Origin of the sequence: Lacrimispora amygdalina, from assembly GCF_003432035.1 — a bacterium.
GTDB classification, from domain to species: Bacteria; Bacillota; Clostridia; order Lachnospirales; family Lachnospiraceae; genus Lacrimispora; species Lacrimispora amygdalina.
The window spans coordinates 19,231-38,918 of record NZ_QOHO01000030.1 but is presented as its reverse complement, the minus strand read 5'-3'; the positions used below and the strand labels follow the sequence as shown (position 1 = coordinate 38,918).

Below are 19,688 nucleotides of genomic sequence, written 5' to 3'. Positions count from 1 at the left end.
AAAACGATGAGAAAAGATTTTTTGTGGGGAGGCGCAACAGCAGCCAACCAGTGTGAGGGAGGTTGTTTTGAAGGCGGCAAAGGCATGGGAACTGTGGATGTAGTGCCGTGGGGGGAAAACCGTTTCCCTGTCATGCTTGGAGAGATGGATTATAAAAATCTGCCTGATGACTCCTATTACCCATCAAGAGAAGCCATTGACATGTATCATCACTATAAGGAGGACATTGCCCTTTTTGCAGAGATGGGCTTTAAATGTTATCGTTTTTCTCTTTCCTGGTCCAGAATTTTTCCCACAGGAGAAGAGGAAACACCCAATGAAGAGGGTCTTAGATTTTATGAAGAAGTCATTGATGAGCTTTTAAAATATAACATCGAACCAGTCATCACCATCTGCCATTTTGATGTGCCGTTAGCTCTGGCAGAAAAGTATGGTTCCTGGAAGAACCGTAAGCTGATTGACTGCTTTGTCCGTTACTGCGATGCGGTTTTTAGCAGATTTAAAGGAAAAGTCAAGTACTGGATTACCTTCAATGAGATCAATATGCTTTTGCACCTGCCATTTATGGGAGCGGGAATACTATTTGAGGAAGGGGAGAACCCGGTCCAGGTCAAATATCAGGCTGCGCATAACGAACTGGTGGCATCAGCCATTGCAACCAGACTTGCCCATGAGACGGATCCGGAATACAGGGTTGGCTGTATGCTTGCAGCCGGGAACTTTTATCCCTACAGCTGCAGCCCTGATGATGTATGGAAAGCGATGGAGAAGGACCGGGATAACTATTTCTTTATCGACGTTCAGGCCAGAGGCCAGTACCCTGCCTATGCAAAAAAGTTCTTTGAAAGGGAAGGAATTACCCTGAATGCAGAAGAGGATGATTACCGCATATTAAGAGAGAATACCGTTGATTATATTTCATTCAGCTACTATTCTTCCCGCTGTGCATCCGCAGATCCGGATATCTTAAAGAAGTCCACAGCAGGAAATGTGATGAAGAGCATTAAAAATCCGTATCTAAAGGCTTCTGACTGGGGATGGCAGATTGATCCTCTGGGACTTCGCATTACGCTTAATACGCTGTATGACCGTTACCAGAAGCCGCTTTTCATCGTGGAGAACGGGCTGGGAGCCGCTGATGTGATGGAATCCGATGGAACTGTGTCCGATGATTACCGCATTGATTATTTAAGAGATCATATAAAAGCCATGATCGATGCGGTGGATATCGATGGGGTGGACTTACTTGGGTATACTCCGTGGGGCTGTATTGATCTGGTAAGTGCTTCTACGGGAGAGATGAAAAAACGATATGGTTTTATCTATGTGGATAAGGATAACGAAGGAAATGGAACCTTAAAACGCAGCAGAAAGAAATCATTTTACTGGTATCAGAAGGTGATAGAGACGAACGGAGCTTCTCTGGAATAAAAAAGCTGTGCCTGGGCGTAATTTAACCCAGGCACGATTTTTTATTCAGTAAATTACGGATATTCTGTTTCTTCCCGCATTCTTCGCCTGATAAAGAGCGATATCGGAACGTTCCATCAGACTCTCCAGCGTATCTGTCTCAAGGTGGAAGAATGTGACACCAATGCTGATGTGAAGGGGAATTTTTTCCTGATTTTCCGTATAAAATTCTAACTCCTCAATTCTTCTGCATAAGATTTCAGCTTTCCGTACAATCTGCGCTTCATCAAAATCCAGAGCCAGTGCTGCAAATTCTTCCCCACCGATCCGCCCCAGTAGATCCTGCCCTTTGATGAGTTTCTGGCATTCTTCTGTTACCAGACAGATCGCCCGGTCTCCCATGTTATGACCGAAGGTATCGTTGATGGTTTTAAACCGGTCAATATCAATCATAAGAAACGCTGCTGTCTGGCTGTGCTCGTGCTCTTTTATATCCAACAGTCTTTTTTGTGCTGTTTCCATAAAGCTTCTTCTGTTCATGATGCCGGTAAGCATATCGGTTCTTGCCTGGATTTTAAGCTCCTGCTCCGTTCTTTTCCGATCTGATATATCTTCCAGAGTGGATAGAAACTGAATGATTCTGCCTTCTTCGTTCAGAATAGGAGTAAGAATTATATTTTCCCAGATTAAATCACCGTTCTTTTTCTTATTTACGATTTCACTGCTCCATTGTCTTCCTGAAAGAATGGTACTCCATAAATTATGATAAAATTCCCTGTTGTGATAACCGGATTTTAAGATTCTTGGATTCTTCCCCAGTACTTCCTGCAATTCATATCCCATAAGCTTCAAAAAGGTTGGATTTGCATATTCAATCTCTCCCGAGGTATTGGTAAGTATAAATGACATAGGACTTTGTTCCATAATTGCCTGAAAGGTATCCTCGCTTTTTTTCAGCTTCAGCGTCAACGCCTTATTTGATGTAATGTCCCGGATTACACTGATGATATAAGTACTGTTCTCAACCTGAGTGGTCTGTGATGATATCAGGGCATTTAATTCCTTTCTTTCTTTGTTGAGAATGGTGATCTCCAGGTTTTTGCAGACGCCCTCTTTCTCAATGATCTTAAAAAAAAGGTCTCTTTCACCGGGGTTTTTCCAGAATTTTAAATCAAGAGTGGTTTTACCCAGAGATTCCTCTTTTGTATAGCCGGTTAATATTGTATAGGTCTCATTTACATCTATTATTTTTCCTGTAGGATACTCAGAAATAAATACGGTATCGGGGATTGTCTCAAATATGAGGCGAAACCGTTCTTCTGCAAGCGTTTTATCCGCATGCTCCCGCTGGACAGTCATGATGATGAAGCAATAGTTCCATAAAAGGATGCTGGCAATGGAGAGAAAATAGCTCATAAAGTAAAAGGAGGTACTAATGTTATAGTTTTGTGTCTCTTTATAGAAAGTAAACAAAGCCTGAATGATGTAAAAGGTTCCGTAAGGAATGCAGGCTGCGGTGATGAGCCGGGTAGCCGGACGTACTGAATCAATGGTATGATTGTTTAATATTTCTGCATTGAGAAATGAAACAATTCCGAAAATCAGGCAAAATACAATGATCCGGTAGCTTTTGTTTCCATATACAAAGGAAAACCAGAAATAACCGGCAAAAAACAGAATGGTTAATGCCAGCAGTATCTTTTTAGCCACAGGCAAATCAAGAAATTTGGAAAATCCGATGTTTAATCCCAATATGGAGAAATAAAAGAAAACAGTGGAAACGAATACCAATACGCTTCCATAATCAGAAACATACTTCAATGCATAAAGAAATCCACTTAAAGAGGAAGAAACACAGCTGAAAAGTATGCAATTCATCCCCGGATAATTTTTAATAATACGGAAAACAAACAGCATAATGAGAACGTGTATGAAACTGATATAAAAATAAACTATAGAAATAGTGGGAATATCCAGAACCATAGCTGCTGCCTCCAACTGAATTGATTAAACCAATTCTAATATGTTTTATTATAAAAAGCAACAGGATGTATACTTAATAAAAGGTTCTTAAATTCTAAAATTTTAAGCACCGGCATATGAATGAAACAGGGGAGGTGAAAGTGTGAAGAATACTCTGGTTTTATATGAGAGCAGATATGGGTTTACAAAAATGGCTGCAGAGCAGGCGGCACTCGTATTGGGACCTGGAAAATGCATGCGTTTATCGGAGTTTCAAGAGAACGGACAGCAATGGGATCTTGTTGTTTTGCTGGTGCCTGTTTATCATGAAAAGCTGGAACAGGAGGCCGTTCTATGCATTAAAAATAATCTGGAATGGCTGAAAACCAAAAAAATAGTACTCTTTTGTACATGTCTTGCCAGAGAATATGCAAAGAAGTATCTGAAGCCGGTGAGTGAACTTCTTGGAAGCTGCGTGGTATTTCAGGACGCAGTCGCCGGAAACCTGGTTTTAAGCCGGCTGAATAACGAAGACAGAAAAGAGACAGCGGCATTTTTTCAATCAGCAGGTCTGAAGGAACAGGATTACCTTTGCTTTGATCAGGAATGGTATATTGAGACGCTGCTGGGAATAAAGGAATGGAAGGACACACCTGTTATAGCAATGGATGAAAAAAAAATCCTTGAATTCTGTGAAGAGTTTTTGTTAAACCACGACACCTGTTCCTTATCGACCGGGTATGGGAACCGAATCCGTGCTACCCCTGTCGAATACCGGTATAAGAATGGTTTTTTATTTATTTTAAGCGAGGGGGGCGAGAAGTTTGCGAATATTCTGCTCAATCCCAATGTCTCCGTAGCTGTTTTTAATGAATTCCAGGGAATGAACCGGTTAAGAGGAATGCAGATCAAAGGTACGGCTGAAATAATAGAAACGGGGAGCCAGGAATACCGTGATTTTCTGGATATGAGAAATTTAAAATATGAGAATGTGATGAAATTTCCGTCTAAACTTCATTTAATCAGAATCAGGATATGCAGGATTGAATTTTTGTGGTCCGGTTTCCGTGACATGGGTATTGACGTTAAGCAGATTTTAACCTTTTGCAATCCGCCTAAATAAAAAAAATCAATAGGTATATACTAATCACGAAAGATTAAGAAAGAAGGAGGCAGACAGATGAAACAGTTAATTGACTGTGCAGACCAGTATATCAGGCAGTGCAGGATCAGGGATTTTGCATTATTAAAGATATGTCTTTGTGCAGTGGGCATGATAATCGGGCTTTCCATACCGGAGAAAAAGAGGAAATGGCCTCTTGCAGCAGCGGGCTTTGTATTCATGTTCAGTTATGTCCTGCTCATGGCAGAATTTTTAAAGATCTACATGGATGAAAGGTGAAAGGATTTTCATGAGAAGCCGGTTATATTAGTGTTTGCTAAAGCTGATATAACCGGCTTTTCCTGTTTTTTTAATAATATATTTCCCGGTGCCCGTCAATGCTTTCTGACAGAGACCGTTTCAGATAACCCTCAGCTCCTTTAAAATCCCGTTCTTCAATCATGGTACACAGTTCGTTTGTGTTTTCATATAGAGCCGGTATACCATATAAATCACAGAAACGAATCCAAAGAGAATAAGTCAGAACTTTAAATGAGCGGAAAATCAAAGGAAGAAGTGTATTTCCAGAAAACAGTGCCAGATGATGATGGAAAGCAAAGGCAGATTCTGCTGCATCATGAGCACAGGATGCCCGGCCGATGGCTTCCGTAAATCCCCGCAGCTGTGAAAGTTCTGAATCTGTGATCTCTTTGGAGCCAAGTTCAACCGCCAGGGTGTCAAGTGCAATTCTAAGCTCCAGAATAGACCGTACTTCATCTTTTCGAAGGACCCCTCCATTGTAATTGATAATAGACAGAAAGGTATCCAGCGTGCCTTCTTTCCGATAGTCTGCGATAAATATCCCCTGTCTCTGGCGAATGTCAAGAAATCCTTTTTCCGCAAGAGCCATAACGCCCTCATTGACAACGGATCTGCTGATCTGCATGGAAGCCGCCAGTTCCCGCTCAGGCGGCAGCCTGGTCCCGATTGGAAGCCGGCCGGACAGTATCTGAGATTCCAGTTCCTTTATAAACAGTTCTTTTAATGTAGGCGCACACAGCTTTTTAAACTCCATAACGCATTCCCCCAGTTCTTATGCGATAGTTTCTGGCTGAACCAGAAACCACGATTCTAATTATATGGTAATTTTATATAAAAATCAATAAAAAATAAGGTGAAAACCTCTAATAATCAGTCAAATGCAAGAAAAATTTTGACAAATGCAAAAATAGAGTGTTAAAATATAAACAAAGAACCTTAGGTTCGATGAAAGAATAAAAAAATTTTTGACTGGAGGTAGTAACATGTTTGTATTTCAATCAGCAAAAGGAGCATTTCCCGGCACTTATCTGCTGGTGTGGCTTCTGGTATTTGCCTCGTTATTTCTGTTAAATGAGGTGTCACGGCGTTATAAGTTGATTGGTTTCCTTTTTTTCTTCGTGATGCCCGCCGCATTATCCGTTCTCTGGTTTACAGGAATGAGAAACAGTACATATACAGACTGGTTTCATCTTGCGAAGGTCTATTCCGCTACTGCAGGCTGCATCGGTTTCTGGCTGATCAGGCATTATCAGCGAACAAGAAAGGACAAAACGGTATTCCGCCTTTGTGAAAGCCGTCTTGCTCTTTGCTTTCCGCCGTTAATTCTGGCTGTTAATATCATGGAAGCGGTGACGAGAGATCTGGAAGTTGGATTGACGTACCATACCATAGCTCAGGATACAGCTGCGGATGTTTCCGTACTTCTGATGGGAGGCCCGTGGAATTTTATGAATGCGGCAGCTGGAATTCTGAATATAGTTACCATAACAGGGTGGTTCGGCATCTGTCTGAGAAGGGCAACGGCGAAAGACAAGAGCAGGGATATGCTTTGGCCTGACATGCTTTGGTTCTGGATTGCCGCCTATGATATATGGAATTTTGCCTATACCTATAACTGTCTGCCTCATCATGCATGGTACTGCGGGCTTGCACTTTTGCTGGCACCCACGCTGTGTGCATTTACCATTGGAAAGGGTGCATGGCTGCAGCACCGGGCTCAGACGCTTGCTCTCTGGTGCATGTTTGCCCAGACCTTTCCCGGATTTCAGGATGTGGGGCAGTTCCGTGTGGATTCTTCCTATAAGCCCGGCATTTATTTTGCAGTCAGCCTGATTGCACTCTTATCCAATGCGGCAGTAGCTGTGTATATGGGGATCAATATCTGGAAAAAGCATCGCAGCCCATACGGACCGGAGCTTTATACGGATTTAAAGTCATACCGCAATGTGAAGGCCCTGGCGGAAACTGACCCGGCTGTGTAAAAGAATAGATCAGGAGGAATGGAATGCATGAACTGGGAGTCATGTCAGAAGTGGTCCGGATTGTGGAAAATGTGGTCATGGAGCAGAACTTATCACAGGTAGAAAGCCTGGTGCTGCAGATCGGTGAGATGGCTTCTGTTATTCCATATTATGTGGAACAGTGTTATCCTGCCGCAGTACAGGGGACAATTCTTGAAAATGCCCGTCTGGATATTGAAATTATTCCCGCCATTGGACGCTGCAGGGAGTGTAATAAAGTGTTTCATGTAACAGAAGGATATATGAAATGTCCTTTCTGTCATAGCTTTTCCTGGGAACTGACGGGGGGAAGGGAGTTCCTGATTAAAGAAATTGCGGCATGTTAAACTCTGCATTGATCAGATCAGTTAAAGTTTATCTGAAATTATATCTCGTTAAAATATTGACATTTCTGCATTGCAGGCGTATATTTGACATAGCATAAACGATATTTTTTTACTGATTGATGAGAGGAGACTATTATGCTGAAACTAATGAGATCACCTTTAAAATACGTACAGGGGCAGGGCGCTTTATCAGAGGTGTATGAAGAAACAAAAGATCTTGGAACATCATTTCTTTTTATCTGCAGCAACAGCGGATATAAAAACTGCCATGAAAAGATTGAGAAAAGCTTTGAAGGAAAAGGTGCGAAAGTAAAGTTCGAGATCTTCGGCGGAGTGAGTTCCATCGGAGAAATAGAGCGGATGCAAAAGATCGTCAGAGAGAATCAGATTGACTGTGTGGCTGCAGTTGGAGGCGGATCTGCCATTGATACGGCAAAGGCAACGGCTCATTACGAGAAACTGCCGGTTGTTATCATCCCTACTGTAGTAGCAACGGATGCTCCCTGTACCGGTTTGTCCGTTATATACAACAACGACGGAAGCTTTTCCCATTACATATTCTATCCGAAAAATCCGGATGCAGTAATTGTGGATTCTGATATTATCGCTCACGCACCGGTTAAATTCCTGGTTGCCGGAATGGGCGATGCGCTGGGCACTTATTTTGAAGCGAGAGCCTGTGAAAAGGCAAAAGCTCCCAGCCTGGAGAATGGGGGAATCACAAAATCTGCCATGGCTCTTTGCAGACTTTGCTATGAAACTCTTTTAGAAGACGGCTACAAGGCGCTGAAGGCTTGTGAGAATCAAATTGTTACACCAGCGCTGGAGGCAATAATCGAAGCCAATACTTATTTAAGCGGCGTAGGCGCTGATAACGGCGGTCTGGCAGTATCTCATTCCGTATACAACGGATTTACGGCTCTGGAAGAATGTGAAGCCACAATGCACGGCTGTGTGGTTGCCTTCGGTACGCTGGCACAGCTGGTTTTGGAAGATGCACCGGCAGCTGAGTTTAATCAGGTGCTTGAATTCTGTGTAAGCGTTGGTTTGCCGGTAACTTTAAAAGAAATCGGAGTAACAGATAAAGAGAGAGTCCGCATTGCGGCTAAGAATGCATGCGCAGAAGGGGAAAGCATCCATAATATGATCGGAGATGTAACTCCTGAACAGCTTTATGATGCTTTAATTGCTGCAGATGTGCTTGGTCAGGAATATCTTGATAAAAGAAAGTAAGAGTGATCAGTAAATAAAAGGGAAGATCTGATTAGTCCGGCCTAAAAGTAAGCGGCCGGACTATTTAGATCTTCTTTTTTCTTTTATTCTATATAAATTAATGGATATTTTTTATAAAAGTTACCAACAATAAAAGTGCATTCAGGGTCAAAGAATGAAAGCTGTCCCCGGGACAGAACAGAAAGGAGTTAAAAAAATGATAGCAGAAGTAGATAGAGAAGGCTGCATTGAATGCGGACTTTGCCCGTCAATTTGTCCCGAAGTATTCAGAATGGGAGATGATGGTCCTGCAGAAGTTTACGTTGATACTGTACCTGAAGCTGTAGAATCATCGGCAGTGGAAGCACAGGAAAGCTGTCCGGTCTCTGTAATTAAAGTAGAATAATCACTAAAGGCACCTCTTTCTGAAAAAGAAGTAAAGAATCAGACAGAGGTGTTTTTATTACTTCATTATAAAATGAGAAAAGGAGAACTGTTATGAGTGAATACATCAATAACCGTCAGATGAGACAAAAGACAATAAAAGATATTATCCGGCAGCTCCATGAAGGAAAAACAGTGGATGAAGTGAAAACCCAGTTTGAAGAAGTATTTCACGGAGTGTCAGCTACGGAGATCTCGGAAGCAGAAGGAGCATTGATTGCAGAGGGACTTCCGGTTGAAGAGGTGCAGAAGCTCTGTGATGTTCATGCAGCGGTATTTAAGGGATCAATAGAGGAAATCCATCAGCCGGAGCAGCCGGCGCTCATTCCCGGCCACCCGGTTCATGTGCTGGTTAAGGAAAATAAAAAGATCTCTCACATACTGGAAAAGGAAATCCGTCCTTTTTTGTCTCTGACGGCGATTGATGATCCTGGTGCAGTGGAGCAGCTGAAAGCGGGAGTGGATCAGTTAAAGGATTTAAGCATTCATTATAAGAAAAAGGAAAATTTATATTTTCCGTATATGGAGAAATATGGAATCACGGCTCCCCCCAAGGTTATGTGGGGAGTAGATGACGAGATCAGAGCCCGGGTCAAAGAAGTAGCCGCCCTGTTAGAGGGTCATTCAGATCAAACGGAAACACTCATAAGGAAAGTGCAGGATATGGCTGATAAGATCGAGGAAATGATATTTAAGGAAGAAAATATCATGGTTCCCATGCTTTTGGAGAATCTCACCCAGGAGGAATGGAAAACAATTGCAGACGGAAGCGGTGAAATCGGCTATATGATTGAGGATGTGCCGCAGTGGGAGCCGAAAGAAGCTGATAAAGAAGAAAACGCACCAACTGAGCCGGAAGCCGGAATTGTGAAGCTCCCGTCGGGGGAGATGAAAACAGAAGAACTGACTGCTTTACTAAACACTCTGCCTTTTGATATCACGTTTGTGAACAAGGATGATAAAGTAAAATATTTCTCCGAGGGAAAGAACAGAGCATTTCCAAGAACCAGAACGATACTTGGCAGAAATGTTTCCAACTGCCATCCGCCTGCAAGTGTCCATATCGTTGAAAAAATTGTGGAGGATTTTAAAAATGGTGTAAAAGATGAGGAAGATTTCTGGATCAGAATGGGTAAAAAGTATATATTGATCCGTTATTATGCCGTGCGCAGCGAAGCGGGAGAATATCTGGGGGTTTTAGAAGTCACTCAGGATATTGATGAAATTCAAAATATTACAGGTGAGAAACGGTTAATGTCAGAATAATAATAAAAAAATAAAGAGTACAGGCTCTGATTCGTTAGAAAACGAAAGTGTGTCTGTGCTCTTAAATGGTATAAATTATCACAGTATATTTGGTACTGCGGTTACAAAAATATGTGTTTTTCGACAATATAAATTATACATCGTAAATATATTGTTTGTCAAATAGGAAGTAATCATATAAATTAAACATTTAAAAATATAAAGTAAAATAATTGACTAAATAATCATCTTTCGATTTTGTTTGTTAAATAAAGAGCGCCGTCATAATTCACGTCATTAAAAAGAGAGAAAACTTTTTTTCTTCTCCCAGTCCAGGGTTCTTTCAGGCAAAATAAAGTGTATGAGTAAAGTAAAAGAAAGCCGTCTAAATCACCGTCATAATCAAGTTATATACGCTTATATTCAGGAATAGAGTAAGAATACCGCAGTACCAAATATACTGCGAATAGTAATTTTGGTACTAGCTGCAAAAGATAAACGAGGGAGGAAACCAATGAAGAATTTTAAAAATTACAGCATTTCCCGAAAACTGCGGACGGGTTTTTTATGCCTGACGCTGATCATGCTTTTAGTGGGAGGGGCTGGAGTTGCGGGACTTTTCAGAATCAGCGCTATGGATACATATTTATATGAAAAGCAGACAGCGCCTATTGAAAATCTGATTGCAGCTATTGAGGGGCTGTATCAGTTTCGTATAGATTCCAGAACAATGGTAATTGTGGCTGGTAACAGCAGTGAGCTGGATAAACTGGAACAGGGATTCCAAAGTGATAAGGAAAAATTTCTGACTAATATAGCAAAGTACCGTGAAACAATCACCAATCCTGCTTCTTTTGCACTTCTTGATGAATCGGTGGAACTGTTTAATAATTCTTTTGAGCCTGCTATCCAGAAATGTCTGAAGGAGGCAAGAGATGGAAAAAGTGAAGAAGCATATGCTGAACTTTTAAAGGAAACCGACAATATCCAAAAAATGTTTGATAACTTTGATATTCTCATTGATAACCGCATGGGCGAGGCACATAATACGAACAATGACAATCGTATTACTGCTGATGTTCTCATAATAATTCTGATACTGGTCGTAATATTTGGTGCATGCTCGGGCATGTTTTTGGGAAATAGAATATCCGCCATGATCAGCCGCCCGATTACTGAAGTTGTGGAAGCTGCAGGCCGTATTGCATTAGGTCATATTGATGTTAATCTGGATCATATCGATTCAAAAGATGAAACCGGACAGCTTGCAGGTGCTTTTATGCAAATGACAGACAGTATTAAAAAACAGGTAAATGCAGCAGAAGAGATCAGCAACGGTGACTTTACAACAGAGGTTCCGCTTCGCTCCGACAAAGACGTACTTGGTCTAGCCTTACAGAAAATAAGAAATGATTTAAGCCGGACGCTGCTTTCCATCAGTGTGGCCGCAGACCAGGTAAACGAAGGCTCCGCCCAGGTGGCATCAGCAGCCCAGGCGCTTGCATCAGGAACCACGGAACAGGCCGCTACTGTGGAAGAATTAAGCGCGTCGGTGAGCAGCATAGCAAAGGAAGCGGATCAAAATGCAGAAAACGTGAAGAAAGCCACGATTTATATTGAAGATACCGGAAAAGGCCTGAAAGAGGGAAATGCATATATGCAGAAATTAAACACAGCAATGAAAGACATCGGAACTGCATCAGAAAAGATATCCAGTATAACGAAAGTAATTGAGGATATTGCATTTCAGACAAATATTCTTGCACTGAATGCGGCAGTGGAATCTGCCCGTGCAGGCGAGGCAGGAAAGGGCTTTGCCGTCGTAGCTGATGAGGTAAGAAACCTTGCCGGGAAATCCGCAGAGGCAGCTAAACAGACCGCGGACCTGATTCAAAACTCTGTAAAAATCGTATCTGAGGGAGAGAAACTGGCAGAGGAAACAGCAAGACTGCTCCTTGGAGTAGGAGAAAAATCAGAGCTTGTGGGACGGTCAGTTGGAGAAATAGAACAGGCATCTGCAAAACAGGCAGTTGTAATTGATGAGATCAATCAGGGACTTTCTCAAGTCTCTGCAGTTATTCAGACCAATGCAGCCACTGCTGAGGAAAGCTCTTCTTCCAGTGAAGAACTGGCGGCACAGGCTCATTTACTCTCTAAAGAAGTGGAGAAATTCCGTTTAAAATAACAGAAGAATTTTTTAAGGAAACGGCAGTTTATCAGCTGCCGTTTTCCGCTAAGATTAGAAAGTAACAACTTTTGGCTCAGATGTGAAGGAGAAAATTGTTGCAGTTGCATTCTTTAAATATAAAACTGCAAAAATACCATCATCAACGGAATACATACGGCTGAGGGCAGCCTCGTTGTCGGCCATCATGGCAGCACGTGCTTCTCTGCGGTCATCCCATACAGCTTCGGCTTCCAGTCTGATCCATGTTCCCTTATTCATAGCAGAAATTTCAATTTTAGGATTCTTTTTCATCTGATCGAATACTTTTTTCTGATTGTTGGTTGTGATATAAAGCCTTTCTTCAAATTCACATACAGCACCAAAGGGACGTACACGGGGCTGATCTCCCTCAGTGGTTGCTAAATAAAATGTACCGCATTCTTTTAAGTAATTGAGGATTTCGTTCATCGCTCTTGCTCCTTTCAGGTATCCATGCTATAATTTGTTTACGAGATTATTATATCTAGTATGAATTATTTGTAAACTACGATATTTTATGATACCTAGTATCAAGGAGGATACCTATATGGATAAAAAAGACTTGTTTGGTATATGTCCTTACGTTACCTCTCAAAAAGTCCTTTCTGGTAAATGGTCCATATATCTCCTTTATTTATTAAAGGATGGGCCGGTGCGGTTTAATGAACTGAAGCGAATGATGCCGGAGGAGATTACCCATACCACACTTTCCAGACAGTTGAAATCTCTGGAAGATGAGGGACTTATTGTAAGAAAAGAATATTCCCAGATTCCGCCAAAGGTGGAATATTTCTTAAGTGAAATCGGTGATAAATTTGACAAAGTCCTGATTGCACTGGGAGAATGGGGAGATGAATATATTCATTTTCTTGAAGAAAAGGCGTAAGAATTGCTTTACAATACCCCATAGCTGTATGTATAATGTAAAAAATTATACTAACGGATAGTTTAGGGAGAAGCAAAATGAGAGAACTGAAAGAAATTAGAAACGATCTGAATCAATATGACCTACAGATTCTGGAACTTTTAATGAAACGGTTTTCCTGCATCGGGGAGATCATAGAATACAAGAAAGCATTTGGGCTTCCCATACTTCAGCCGGAGCAGGAAGACGCCCAGCAGGAAACTCTGATCCGGGCTATGGGTAAACATGGCTGTAAAGAGGAACTCCTTGGAATTTTCCGTCAGATTATGGAAGAGAGTAAACGCGTACAAAGCAGGAACCTGTTTCATTATAACATTGCCCTGATTGGTTTTATGGGTTCAGGCAAAAGTACAGTGTCCAAATGTTTAAAAGATATGCTGGCTATGAATGAAGTGGATGTGGACACAAGAATCGTGGAAGATCAGAAGATGCCCATTAAGGATATTTTTGCTGAGTACGGAGAGGAGTATTTCCGCAACTGCGAGAGCAGCGCCATCATCAGCTTAAAGGACTGCAGGCAGACGATCATCTCCTGCGGAGGGGGTGCGGTAATCAGGGAAGAGAATGTGAAGAATTTAAAGAAAAACAGCAGAATTGTGCTTTTAACAGCCAGCCCGGAAACCATATTAGAGAGAGTAAAGGACAGTGATGAGCGCCCCATCTTAAATGGAAACATGAATGTGGAATATATAAAGGGACTGATGGAGAGACGGGCAGGTCTTTACAAGAGTGCGGCTGATATTATTATAGAAACAGACGGTAAAAATATTGTGGACATCTGTGAGGAGCTGATCCAGTCACTTATGAAACTGGAATCAGCCGTGTAGCATTTATATGAAACACTGGTTTTTCAGCACGTGTATCTCATTTGACAGCATGGGATATACGTGTTTTTTTTGTGTCCGGAAACCATCTACACAACTTTTACATATGGTCCTGTTATTCTCTATACAGAAATGAAAAAGGAGGATGCGTAATGGGAACAGCAGTCAGAACGAAAAAATTGCGTATCGGCAAAATGACCTGTATCAGCTGCCAGAATAAAATTGAAAAAAAATTGCGTAACACAGCTGGAATTGAAAAAGCGGAGGTGAGCTATAATACGGGAACTGCTCTGATTACTTTTGATACGGATATTATTTCCTTTCAGAGTATAACCGGAATCATTGAAAATCTGGGATACAGCGTAATAACTGATCAGGGACAGGAAAGAAAAGATACGAACAGGACAGTGGGAATTTTAATTATTATTGCGTCCCTGTATATGCTTTTAGAACAATCCGGCCTGTTAAACCTCCTGGTTCCCAGTCAGCTTGCTGATGAAACAATGGGATACGGGATGCTCTTTATAATCGGCCTCATTACCTCTGTTCACTGTGTGGCAATGTGCGGCGGCATTAACCTTTCCCAGTGTATTCCGAAAAGCGGACAGGAGGAGTTAAACCAGGGACGGATTGCAGCCTTACGGCCTGCATTTCTTTATAACCTGGGACGTGTTATTTCTTATACTGCGGCAGGTTTTCTCGCAGGAGGGATTGGGGCGGCAGTAACCTTTTCCAATACCTTCCAGGGTGTTTTGAAGCTGGCGGCTGGAATTTTTATGGTAATTATGGGAGTCAATATGCTGGGGATTTTCCCCTGGCTTCGCAGACTGAACCCAAGGATGCCAAAATTTATTGCTGTTAAAATTCAGAAAAAAAAATCAAAAAGCAGCAGTCCGTTTTTTGTAGGTCTGTTAAACGGGCTTATGCCCTGCGGACCTCTTCAGGCAATGCAGATCTATGCTCTGTCAACCGGAAATCCGTTTTCTGGTGCGCTTTCTATGTTTTTATTCAGCCTTGGTACAGTCCCTCTCATGTTCTTTCTGGGAGCCTTATCAACGGTTCTTTCAAAGAAATTTTCAAGCAGAGTCATGACTGCAGGTGCAGTTTTAGTGGTGGTACTGGGGCTGTCCATGTTTACCCAGGGAATCAGCTTAGCAGGAATCAGTCCTTCTTCTTTCCTGCCTGGATTTTCAGGCAGCAGTGGGAATAAACAGGAAGATTCCGGCGAGATAAAAATGGAAGACGGCGTTCAGGTGATCAACAGCACCTTAAATCCGGGACGTTATCCCAATATAAAAGTCCAGGCCGGGATTCCGGTAAAATGGATTATAGACGCGCCGGCAGGAAGTATAAATGGCTGTAATAACCGGATGATCATACGGGAATACGGTATCGAGTACTCGTTTCATACAGGAGAAAACGTGGTGGAATTTACGCCGGATAAAACAGGAAAGATTCCATACAGCTGCTGGATGGGTATGATACGGGGGTCTATTAATGTCACAAAAGAGGGAGAGACAGATGGCGGCCAGCAACCGGAGGGCCAGGGAGTGTTAAAAGAATATGCGCCTCAAAAACCGGTTCCAGCCGGTTACACCATACCGGTTGACGATGTGGTGCTTGCTCAGGAAACAACGGCTGACAATGGAAAACCCGTTCAGAAAATTACACTGGAACTGACCAATCAAGGATTTAAACCTGCGGTTGCGGTGGTGAAAGCCGGTGTGGACACAGAATGGACATTTATTGATAACCGGTCGGATATCGACTATGGTACAAATCTTCTGATTCCTGATTTTTTTACTGAACTGTATCTGGAAAAAGGAGAAAATACCCTGTATTTTATACCGGAAAAGAGCTTCGATTTTTCAACAGGAGACAATTCCTTTTATGGTTATATAAAGGTAGTGGACGATTTGGAAAACGTTGATTTAAATGCAGTGAAAGATGAAGTAAGTAAATTTCAGACTATGATCTGGCCTGAGGATACGTTTCAGGGTTCCGGGGGATCGTGCCACGGATAATTAATTTCTGATACGACGGAAAGGAGAACGGTTTATGGAATTATTATATAGTCACTGGCATTGTATACTGCCTGCAGCGGCTCTGATAGCAGGATTATTTTTTATGAGAAATAACGGAAAAAAAGGAGAATAAAGATGAAACAGAACAGAAAAGGAAATGAAAGAAAAGGTGTATCTGCAGTTAAGACAGCTGCAGCCGCGGTGCTGACTGTATTTGTGCTGACTGCCTGCAGCTTAAATACCGGTACTAAAACACAGGAAACCACATCTTCAAAGACCGCGAAAGAGAGTGGAAGTATACAGGCGGCAGATCTTGTAATACCGGTATCTGATATCACCGACAAAGTTACCTTTTACCCTGTAGAAGCAGATGGTACAAAAATGGAGGTTCTGGCTGTAAAAGCGCCTGATGGAACCATACGTACTGCATTTAATACATGTCAGGTATGTTATGATTCAGGAAGGGGATACTATAAACAGGATGGGGACGAGCTGGTATGCCAGAACTGTGGTAACAGGTTCCCTATGAGCCAGGTTGAAGTGGAAGCGGGAGGCTGTAATCCATGGCCTATATTCGATCAGAATAAGACCGTGACTGATGAATCCATCACGATCTCTTCTGACTTTTTAAAGGAATCCAGGCAGATATTTGCTAACTGGAAAAGATCTTACTAATTTAATCAGGACATTTCATGGAGCAGTTTACGATTAGACCATTCTGGTTTAGGTAATCTGCTCCCCATTTATACATGGCCTCCAAGATGGGGCGTATGCTGGTTCCTAGGTCTGACAGTGTGTATTCCACCTTCGGAGGAACCACAGGATAAACGGTTCGGACAATTAAATTATTATCTTCCAGTTCTCTTAACTGCTGGGTCAGCATTTTAGGTGTTGCCTGAGGTATAAGTTTGCGCAATTCTCCAAATCTTAAAGTATGGTCGATGAGATGCCATAGAATCAGAGCCTTGTATTTTCCTCCGATCATATCTAAGGTCGCGTCTACCGGGCAGTTGAAGCCGGCACAATGGATTGGGGGCATAGGGGTTCCTCCTTTAGTATCTTTTTAGGTACTATATCACTAAAAAGTGCATACTTGCAATATTTGCGATATCTGACATAATAATACCATGAGTACTCGAAAACTTCAAGAGGCATCAGTCAATTAAAAGAGGTGAAAGAAATGGAAAATCAAACTTTAGATATAAGAGGTATGACATGTGCAGCATGTGCACAAAGAATAGAAAAAACAGTAAGAAAGCTGTCAGGGATCAATCAGGCTTCTGTAAACCTTGCCAGCGAAAAGCTTTTTGTAGAATACGACAGCAGCAGTCTGAATTTATCTGATATTAAGGCAGCGGTTGCTAAAATAGGTTATGAAGTAGCAGAAAAACCGAAGAATTCCGATGTCACGATTCCCATTGGCGGTATGACCTGTGCGGCCTGTGCCAGACGTGTGGAAAAAGCCATTGGAAAGCTGGAGGGCGTGGAAAGCTCATCTGTGAATTTTGCTACAGAAAAGGCTACTGTAGCCTACGATCCGGGAAAAGTAAGACTGTCCGCCATTAAAAGCGCTATTGAAAAAGCGGGATATCAGGCACTGGAAGTGAATAAGGCAGATGCAGCAGACGAAGACAGGGCCAGAAAACAGAGAGAGATCAAAACACTGTGGACGAAATTTACAATTTCTGCCGTATTCTCCCTTCCTTTGTTATATATAGCAATGGCACCAATGATCAGCTTTATCCGTCTTCCATTCCCAGCCGCTCTTGAACCTATGAACTATCCGCTTTTATATGCCCTGGTTGAAATGATATTAGTAGCACCGGTCATCGGAGTTGGATATAAGTTTTATACCATTGGCTTTAAGGCGCTGTTTCAGAAAAGTCCCAATATGGACTCACTCATTGCAATCGGTACAACAGCAGCTGTTTTATACAGCATTTATAATACATTTCAGATTGCAACCGGACATTTTATGGCAGTGGATGCCCTTTATTATGAAACAGCAGGTGTAATTATCACATTGATTATGCTTGGCAAGACATTAGAGGCTGTTTCCAAAGGAAGAACCAGTGAAGCTATTAAAAAGCTTATGGGTCTGGCCCCTAAAACGGCGGTAATCTTAGAAAATGGACAGGAAAAGGAAATTCCCATTGATGAAGTGGTAATCGGCGATGTGATTCTGGTAAAGCCAGGCGATAAAATTCCCGTAGACGGAACTGTTACAGGCGGTCACACTGCTATTGATGAATCCATGCTTACCGGTGAAAGTATGCCGGTGGACAAAAAAGAAGGAGATCCGGTTTATGCGGCATCAATCAATACTACCGGTGTGATTCAGTTTAAAGCTGAAAAAATAGGAAGCGATACGGCTCTTGCCCAGATTATCAAGCTGGTGGAGGATGCCCAGGGATCAAAAGCCCCCATTGCCCAGATGGCGGACATTGTTTCCGGTTACTTTGTACCTGTAGTCTGCGCCATTGCTCTTCTTGCAGGAATTGGCTGGTACATCGGCACAGCAGGAGATTTAAAATTTGCACTTACCATCTTCATATCCATACTTGTAATTGCCTGCCCCTGCGCTCTTGGACTGGCTACACCAACCGCTATCATGGTAGGTACGGGAAAAGGTGCAGAGAACGGGATTTTAATTAAGGGCGGAGAAGCTTTAGAGACCGCTCATAAGATAAATACCATAGTATTTGATAAAACAGGAACGATTACAGAAGGGAAACCAAAAGTGACCGATGTGCTTGTGGCAGGCGGAATTTTAAAGGATCGTCTCCTACAGCTTACGGCATCTGCAGAGAGAGGTTCCGAGCATCCTCTTGGCCAGGCAATTGTTCTTGGAGCTAAGGAAGCAGGACTTTCCCTTTTGGAAGCAGAGCAGTTTGATTCCCTCACCGGACGCGGAATTAAAGCCCGTCTGGAAGGAGAAGAAATTCTTGCAGGAAACAGAAAGCTGATGGATGAGCAGAATATTTCCCTGGCAGGCATGGAAGAGATTTCAGATAAACTGGCAGAAGAAGGAAAGACTCCCATGTATGTGGCCATAGACGGTGAACTGGCAGGAATTGTAGCGGTTGCTGATGTGGTGAAAGAATCCAGCCGTGCAGCCATTGAACGTCTTCATAGGATGGGAATTGAAGTTGCGATGATCACCGGTGATAATAAGAAGACAGCATCAGCCATTGCAAAGCAGGTGGGCATTGACCGTGTTCTGGCTGAGGTTCTTCCACAGGATAAATCCAATGAGGTGAAAAAGCTTCAGTCAGAGAACCGGAAGGTGGCCATGGTAGGAGATGGAATCAACGATGCACCTGCGCTTGCACAGGCTGATATCGGAATTGCCATCGGTTCCGGTACCGATGTAGCCATGGAATCAGCAGATATTGTTCTTATGCGTTCCGATCTGATGGATGTACCTACAGCAATTAATTTAAGCAAACACACCATCCGCAATATTAAGCAAAATCTCTTCTGGGCATTCGGTTATAATGTAATTGGAATCCCCATTGCAGCAGGACTTTTACATCTGTTATTTAATGGCCCCCTGTTAAACCCTATTTTTGCAGCGGCAGCCATGAGCTTAAGCTCTGTATCCGTACTCGCCAACGCGCTGCGGTTAAAGAGATTTAAGCCTGAAACAGGAAAGAGGTGACAAAT

General features: G+C 42.4%; 18 protein-coding genes. 14 read left to right on the top strand and 4 right to left on the bottom strand.

The genetic code is table 11. The annotated features are described in order from the left end of the window. Positions 1-6: 6 nt before the first annotated feature. Positions 7-1,431, top strand: a complete 1,425-nt coding sequence (locus DS742_RS10890) for a 6-phospho-beta-glucosidase (RefSeq protein ID WP_117417116.1) — start codon at positions 7-9, stop codon at positions 1,429-1,431. Between the two features lie 45 nt (positions 1,432-1,476). Here DS742_RS10890 and DS742_RS10885 read toward each other — a convergent pair whose 3' ends face one another. Next, positions 1,477-3,393: a diguanylate cyclase gene (locus DS742_RS10885; RefSeq protein WP_117417033.1), complete on the bottom strand. Its 1,917-nt coding sequence runs from the start codon at positions 3,391-3,393 to the stop codon at positions 1,477-1,479. A 142-nt stretch (positions 3,394-3,535) separates the two neighbouring features. Between DS742_RS10885 and DS742_RS10880 the strand changes: the two genes are divergently transcribed. Together DS742_RS10880 and DS742_RS10875 are read left to right on the top strand one after the other, a co-directional pair. Further along, positions 3,536-4,495: a flavodoxin domain-containing protein gene (locus DS742_RS10880; RefSeq protein WP_117417032.1), complete on the top strand. Its 960-nt coding sequence runs from the start codon at positions 3,536-3,538 to the stop codon at positions 4,493-4,495. 57 nt (positions 4,496-4,552) lie between these two features. Next, positions 4,553-4,774: a permease of phosphate ABC transporter gene (locus DS742_RS10875; protein WP_117417031.1), complete on the top strand. Its 222-nt coding sequence runs from the start codon at positions 4,553-4,555 to the stop codon at positions 4,772-4,774. Between the two features lie 70 nt (positions 4,775-4,844). On the opposite strand, the gene DS742_RS10870 is transcribed toward DS742_RS10875, so the two are convergent. After that, entirely contained in the window at positions 4,845-5,549 is a 705-nt protein-coding gene (locus tag DS742_RS10870; RefSeq protein ID WP_117417030.1) for a FadR/GntR family transcriptional regulator, read from the bottom strand. A gap of 229 nt (positions 5,550-5,778) precedes the next feature. On the opposite strand from DS742_RS10870, the gene DS742_RS10865 reads away from it, so the two are divergent. From DS742_RS10865 to DS742_RS10840, 6 genes are all read left to right on the top strand, one after another. Continuing rightward, entirely contained in the window at positions 5,779-6,777 is a 999-nt protein-coding gene (locus DS742_RS10865) for a DUF5692 family protein (RefSeq protein ID WP_117417029.1), read from the top strand. A gap of 23 nt (positions 6,778-6,800) precedes the next feature. Next, positions 6,801-7,142 (top strand): hydrogenase maturation nickel metallochaperone HypA/HybF, encoded by a 342-nt coding sequence (locus tag DS742_RS10860; protein WP_117417028.1) that lies wholly within the window; start codon positions 6,801-6,803, stop codon positions 7,140-7,142. Between the two features lie 135 nt (positions 7,143-7,277). Further along, positions 7,278-8,375 (top strand): glycerol dehydrogenase, encoded by a 1,098-nt coding sequence (locus tag DS742_RS10855; protein ID WP_117417027.1) that lies wholly within the window; start codon positions 7,278-7,280, stop codon positions 8,373-8,375. Positions 8,376-8,571: 196 nt separating this feature from the next. Beyond that, on the top strand, positions 8,572-8,760 hold the full coding sequence (locus DS742_RS10850) for a ferredoxin (protein WP_117417026.1): 189 nt from the start codon (positions 8,572-8,574) through the stop codon (positions 8,758-8,760). A gap of 92 nt (positions 8,761-8,852) precedes the next feature. After that, the gene (locus tag DS742_RS10845; RefSeq protein ID WP_117417025.1) at positions 8,853-10,064 is read left to right on the top strand and encodes a DUF438 domain-containing protein; all 1,212 of its coding nucleotides are present in this window, start codon (positions 8,853-8,855) and stop codon (positions 10,062-10,064) included. Positions 10,065-10,557: 493 nt separating this feature from the next. Continuing rightward, the gene (locus tag DS742_RS10840) at positions 10,558-12,228 is read left to right on the top strand and encodes a methyl-accepting chemotaxis protein (protein WP_117417024.1); all 1,671 of its coding nucleotides are present in this window, start codon (positions 10,558-10,560) and stop codon (positions 12,226-12,228) included. A 54-nt stretch (positions 12,229-12,282) separates the two neighbouring features. Here DS742_RS10840 and DS742_RS10835 read toward each other — a convergent pair whose 3' ends face one another. Then, positions 12,283-12,678 (bottom strand): pyridoxamine 5'-phosphate oxidase family protein, encoded by a 396-nt coding sequence (locus DS742_RS10835; protein WP_117417023.1) that lies wholly within the window; start codon positions 12,676-12,678, stop codon positions 12,283-12,285. A gap of 118 nt (positions 12,679-12,796) precedes the next feature. Between DS742_RS10835 and DS742_RS10830 the strand changes: the two genes are divergently transcribed. The 4 genes from DS742_RS10830 (at position 12,797) to DS742_RS10815 (ending at position 16,697) form a co-directional block, all read left to right on the top strand. Further along, positions 12,797-13,135 carry a winged helix-turn-helix transcriptional regulator gene (locus DS742_RS10830; RefSeq protein WP_117417022.1) on the top strand — a complete coding sequence of 113 codons (339 nt, stop codon included), beginning with the start codon at positions 12,797-12,799 and terminating at the stop codon, positions 13,133-13,135. A gap of 77 nt (positions 13,136-13,212) precedes the next feature. Then, complete coding sequence (locus DS742_RS10825; RefSeq protein ID WP_117417021.1) at positions 13,213-14,001, top strand: shikimate kinase; 789 nt, start codon at positions 13,213-13,215, stop codon at positions 13,999-14,001. Between the two features lie 149 nt (positions 14,002-14,150). Beyond that, positions 14,151-16,022, top strand: a complete 1,872-nt coding sequence (locus DS742_RS10820; RefSeq protein ID WP_117417020.1) for an urease accessory protein UreH domain-containing protein — start codon at positions 14,151-14,153, stop codon at positions 16,020-16,022. 135 nt (positions 16,023-16,157) lie between these two features. Further along, positions 16,158-16,697, top strand: a complete 540-nt coding sequence (locus DS742_RS10815; RefSeq protein WP_117417019.1) for a DUF2318 domain-containing protein — start codon at positions 16,158-16,160, stop codon at positions 16,695-16,697. 1 nt (position 16,698) lies between these two features. Here the strand turns inward: DS742_RS10815 and DS742_RS10810 are convergent, their stop codons facing one another. After that, positions 16,699-17,061 carry a winged helix-turn-helix transcriptional regulator gene (locus DS742_RS10810; protein WP_117417018.1) on the bottom strand — a complete coding sequence of 121 codons (363 nt, stop codon included), beginning with the start codon at positions 17,059-17,061 and terminating at the stop codon, positions 16,699-16,701. A gap of 141 nt (positions 17,062-17,202) precedes the next feature. On the opposite strand from DS742_RS10810, the gene DS742_RS10805 reads away from it, so the two are divergent. Next, a complete protein-coding gene (locus tag DS742_RS10805) occupies positions 17,203-19,683 on the top strand; it encodes a heavy metal translocating P-type ATPase (protein WP_117417017.1) in 2,481 nt (826 codons plus the stop codon). The last annotated feature ends 5 nt before the right edge of the window (positions 19,684-19,688 follow it).

Coding starts and splice junctions, on each gene's coding strand:
- DS742_RS10815 (WP_117417019.1), top strand. CDS start 16,158: ATGAAACAGAACAGAAAAGGAAATGAAAGAAAAGGTGTATCTGCAGTT.
- DS742_RS10845 (WP_117417025.1), top strand. CDS start 8,853: ATGAGTGAATACATCAATAACCGTCAGATGAGACAAAAGACAATAAAA.
- DS742_RS10865 (WP_117417029.1), top strand. CDS start 5,779: ATGTTTGTATTTCAATCAGCAAAAGGAGCATTTCCCGGCACTTATCTG.
- DS742_RS10820 (WP_117417020.1), top strand. CDS start 14,151: ATGGGAACAGCAGTCAGAACGAAAAAATTGCGTATCGGCAAAATGACC.
- DS742_RS10870 (WP_117417030.1), bottom strand. CDS start 5,549: ATGGAGTTTAAAAAGCTGTGTGCGCCTACATTAAAAGAACTGTTTATA.
- DS742_RS10835 (WP_117417023.1), bottom strand. CDS start 12,678: ATGAACGAAATCCTCAATTACTTAAAAGAATGCGGTACATTTTATTTA.
- DS742_RS10850 (WP_117417026.1), top strand. CDS start 8,572: ATGATAGCAGAAGTAGATAGAGAAGGCTGCATTGAATGCGGACTTTGC.
- DS742_RS10830 (WP_117417022.1), top strand. CDS start 12,797: ATGGATAAAAAAGACTTGTTTGGTATATGTCCTTACGTTACCTCTCAA.
- DS742_RS10805 (WP_117417017.1), top strand. CDS start 17,203: ATGGAAAATCAAACTTTAGATATAAGAGGTATGACATGTGCAGCATGT.
- DS742_RS10840 (WP_117417024.1), top strand. CDS start 10,558: ATGAAGAATTTTAAAAATTACAGCATTTCCCGAAAACTGCGGACGGGT.
- DS742_RS10825 (WP_117417021.1), top strand. CDS start 13,213: ATGAGAGAACTGAAAGAAATTAGAAACGATCTGAATCAATATGACCTA.
- DS742_RS10890 (WP_117417116.1), top strand. CDS start 7: ATGAGAAAAGATTTTTTGTGGGGAGGCGCAACAGCAGCCAACCAGTGT.
- DS742_RS10860 (WP_117417028.1), top strand. CDS start 6,801: ATGCATGAACTGGGAGTCATGTCAGAAGTGGTCCGGATTGTGGAAAAT.
- DS742_RS10885 (WP_117417033.1), bottom strand. CDS start 3,393: ATGGTTCTGGATATTCCCACTATTTCTATAGTTTATTTTTATATCAGT.
- DS742_RS10855 (WP_117417027.1), top strand. CDS start 7,278: ATGCTGAAACTAATGAGATCACCTTTAAAATACGTACAGGGGCAGGGC.
- DS742_RS10875 (WP_117417031.1), top strand. CDS start 4,553: ATGAAACAGTTAATTGACTGTGCAGACCAGTATATCAGGCAGTGCAGG.
- DS742_RS10810 (WP_117417018.1), bottom strand. CDS start 17,061: ATGCCCCCAATCCATTGTGCCGGCTTCAACTGCCCGGTAGACGCGACC.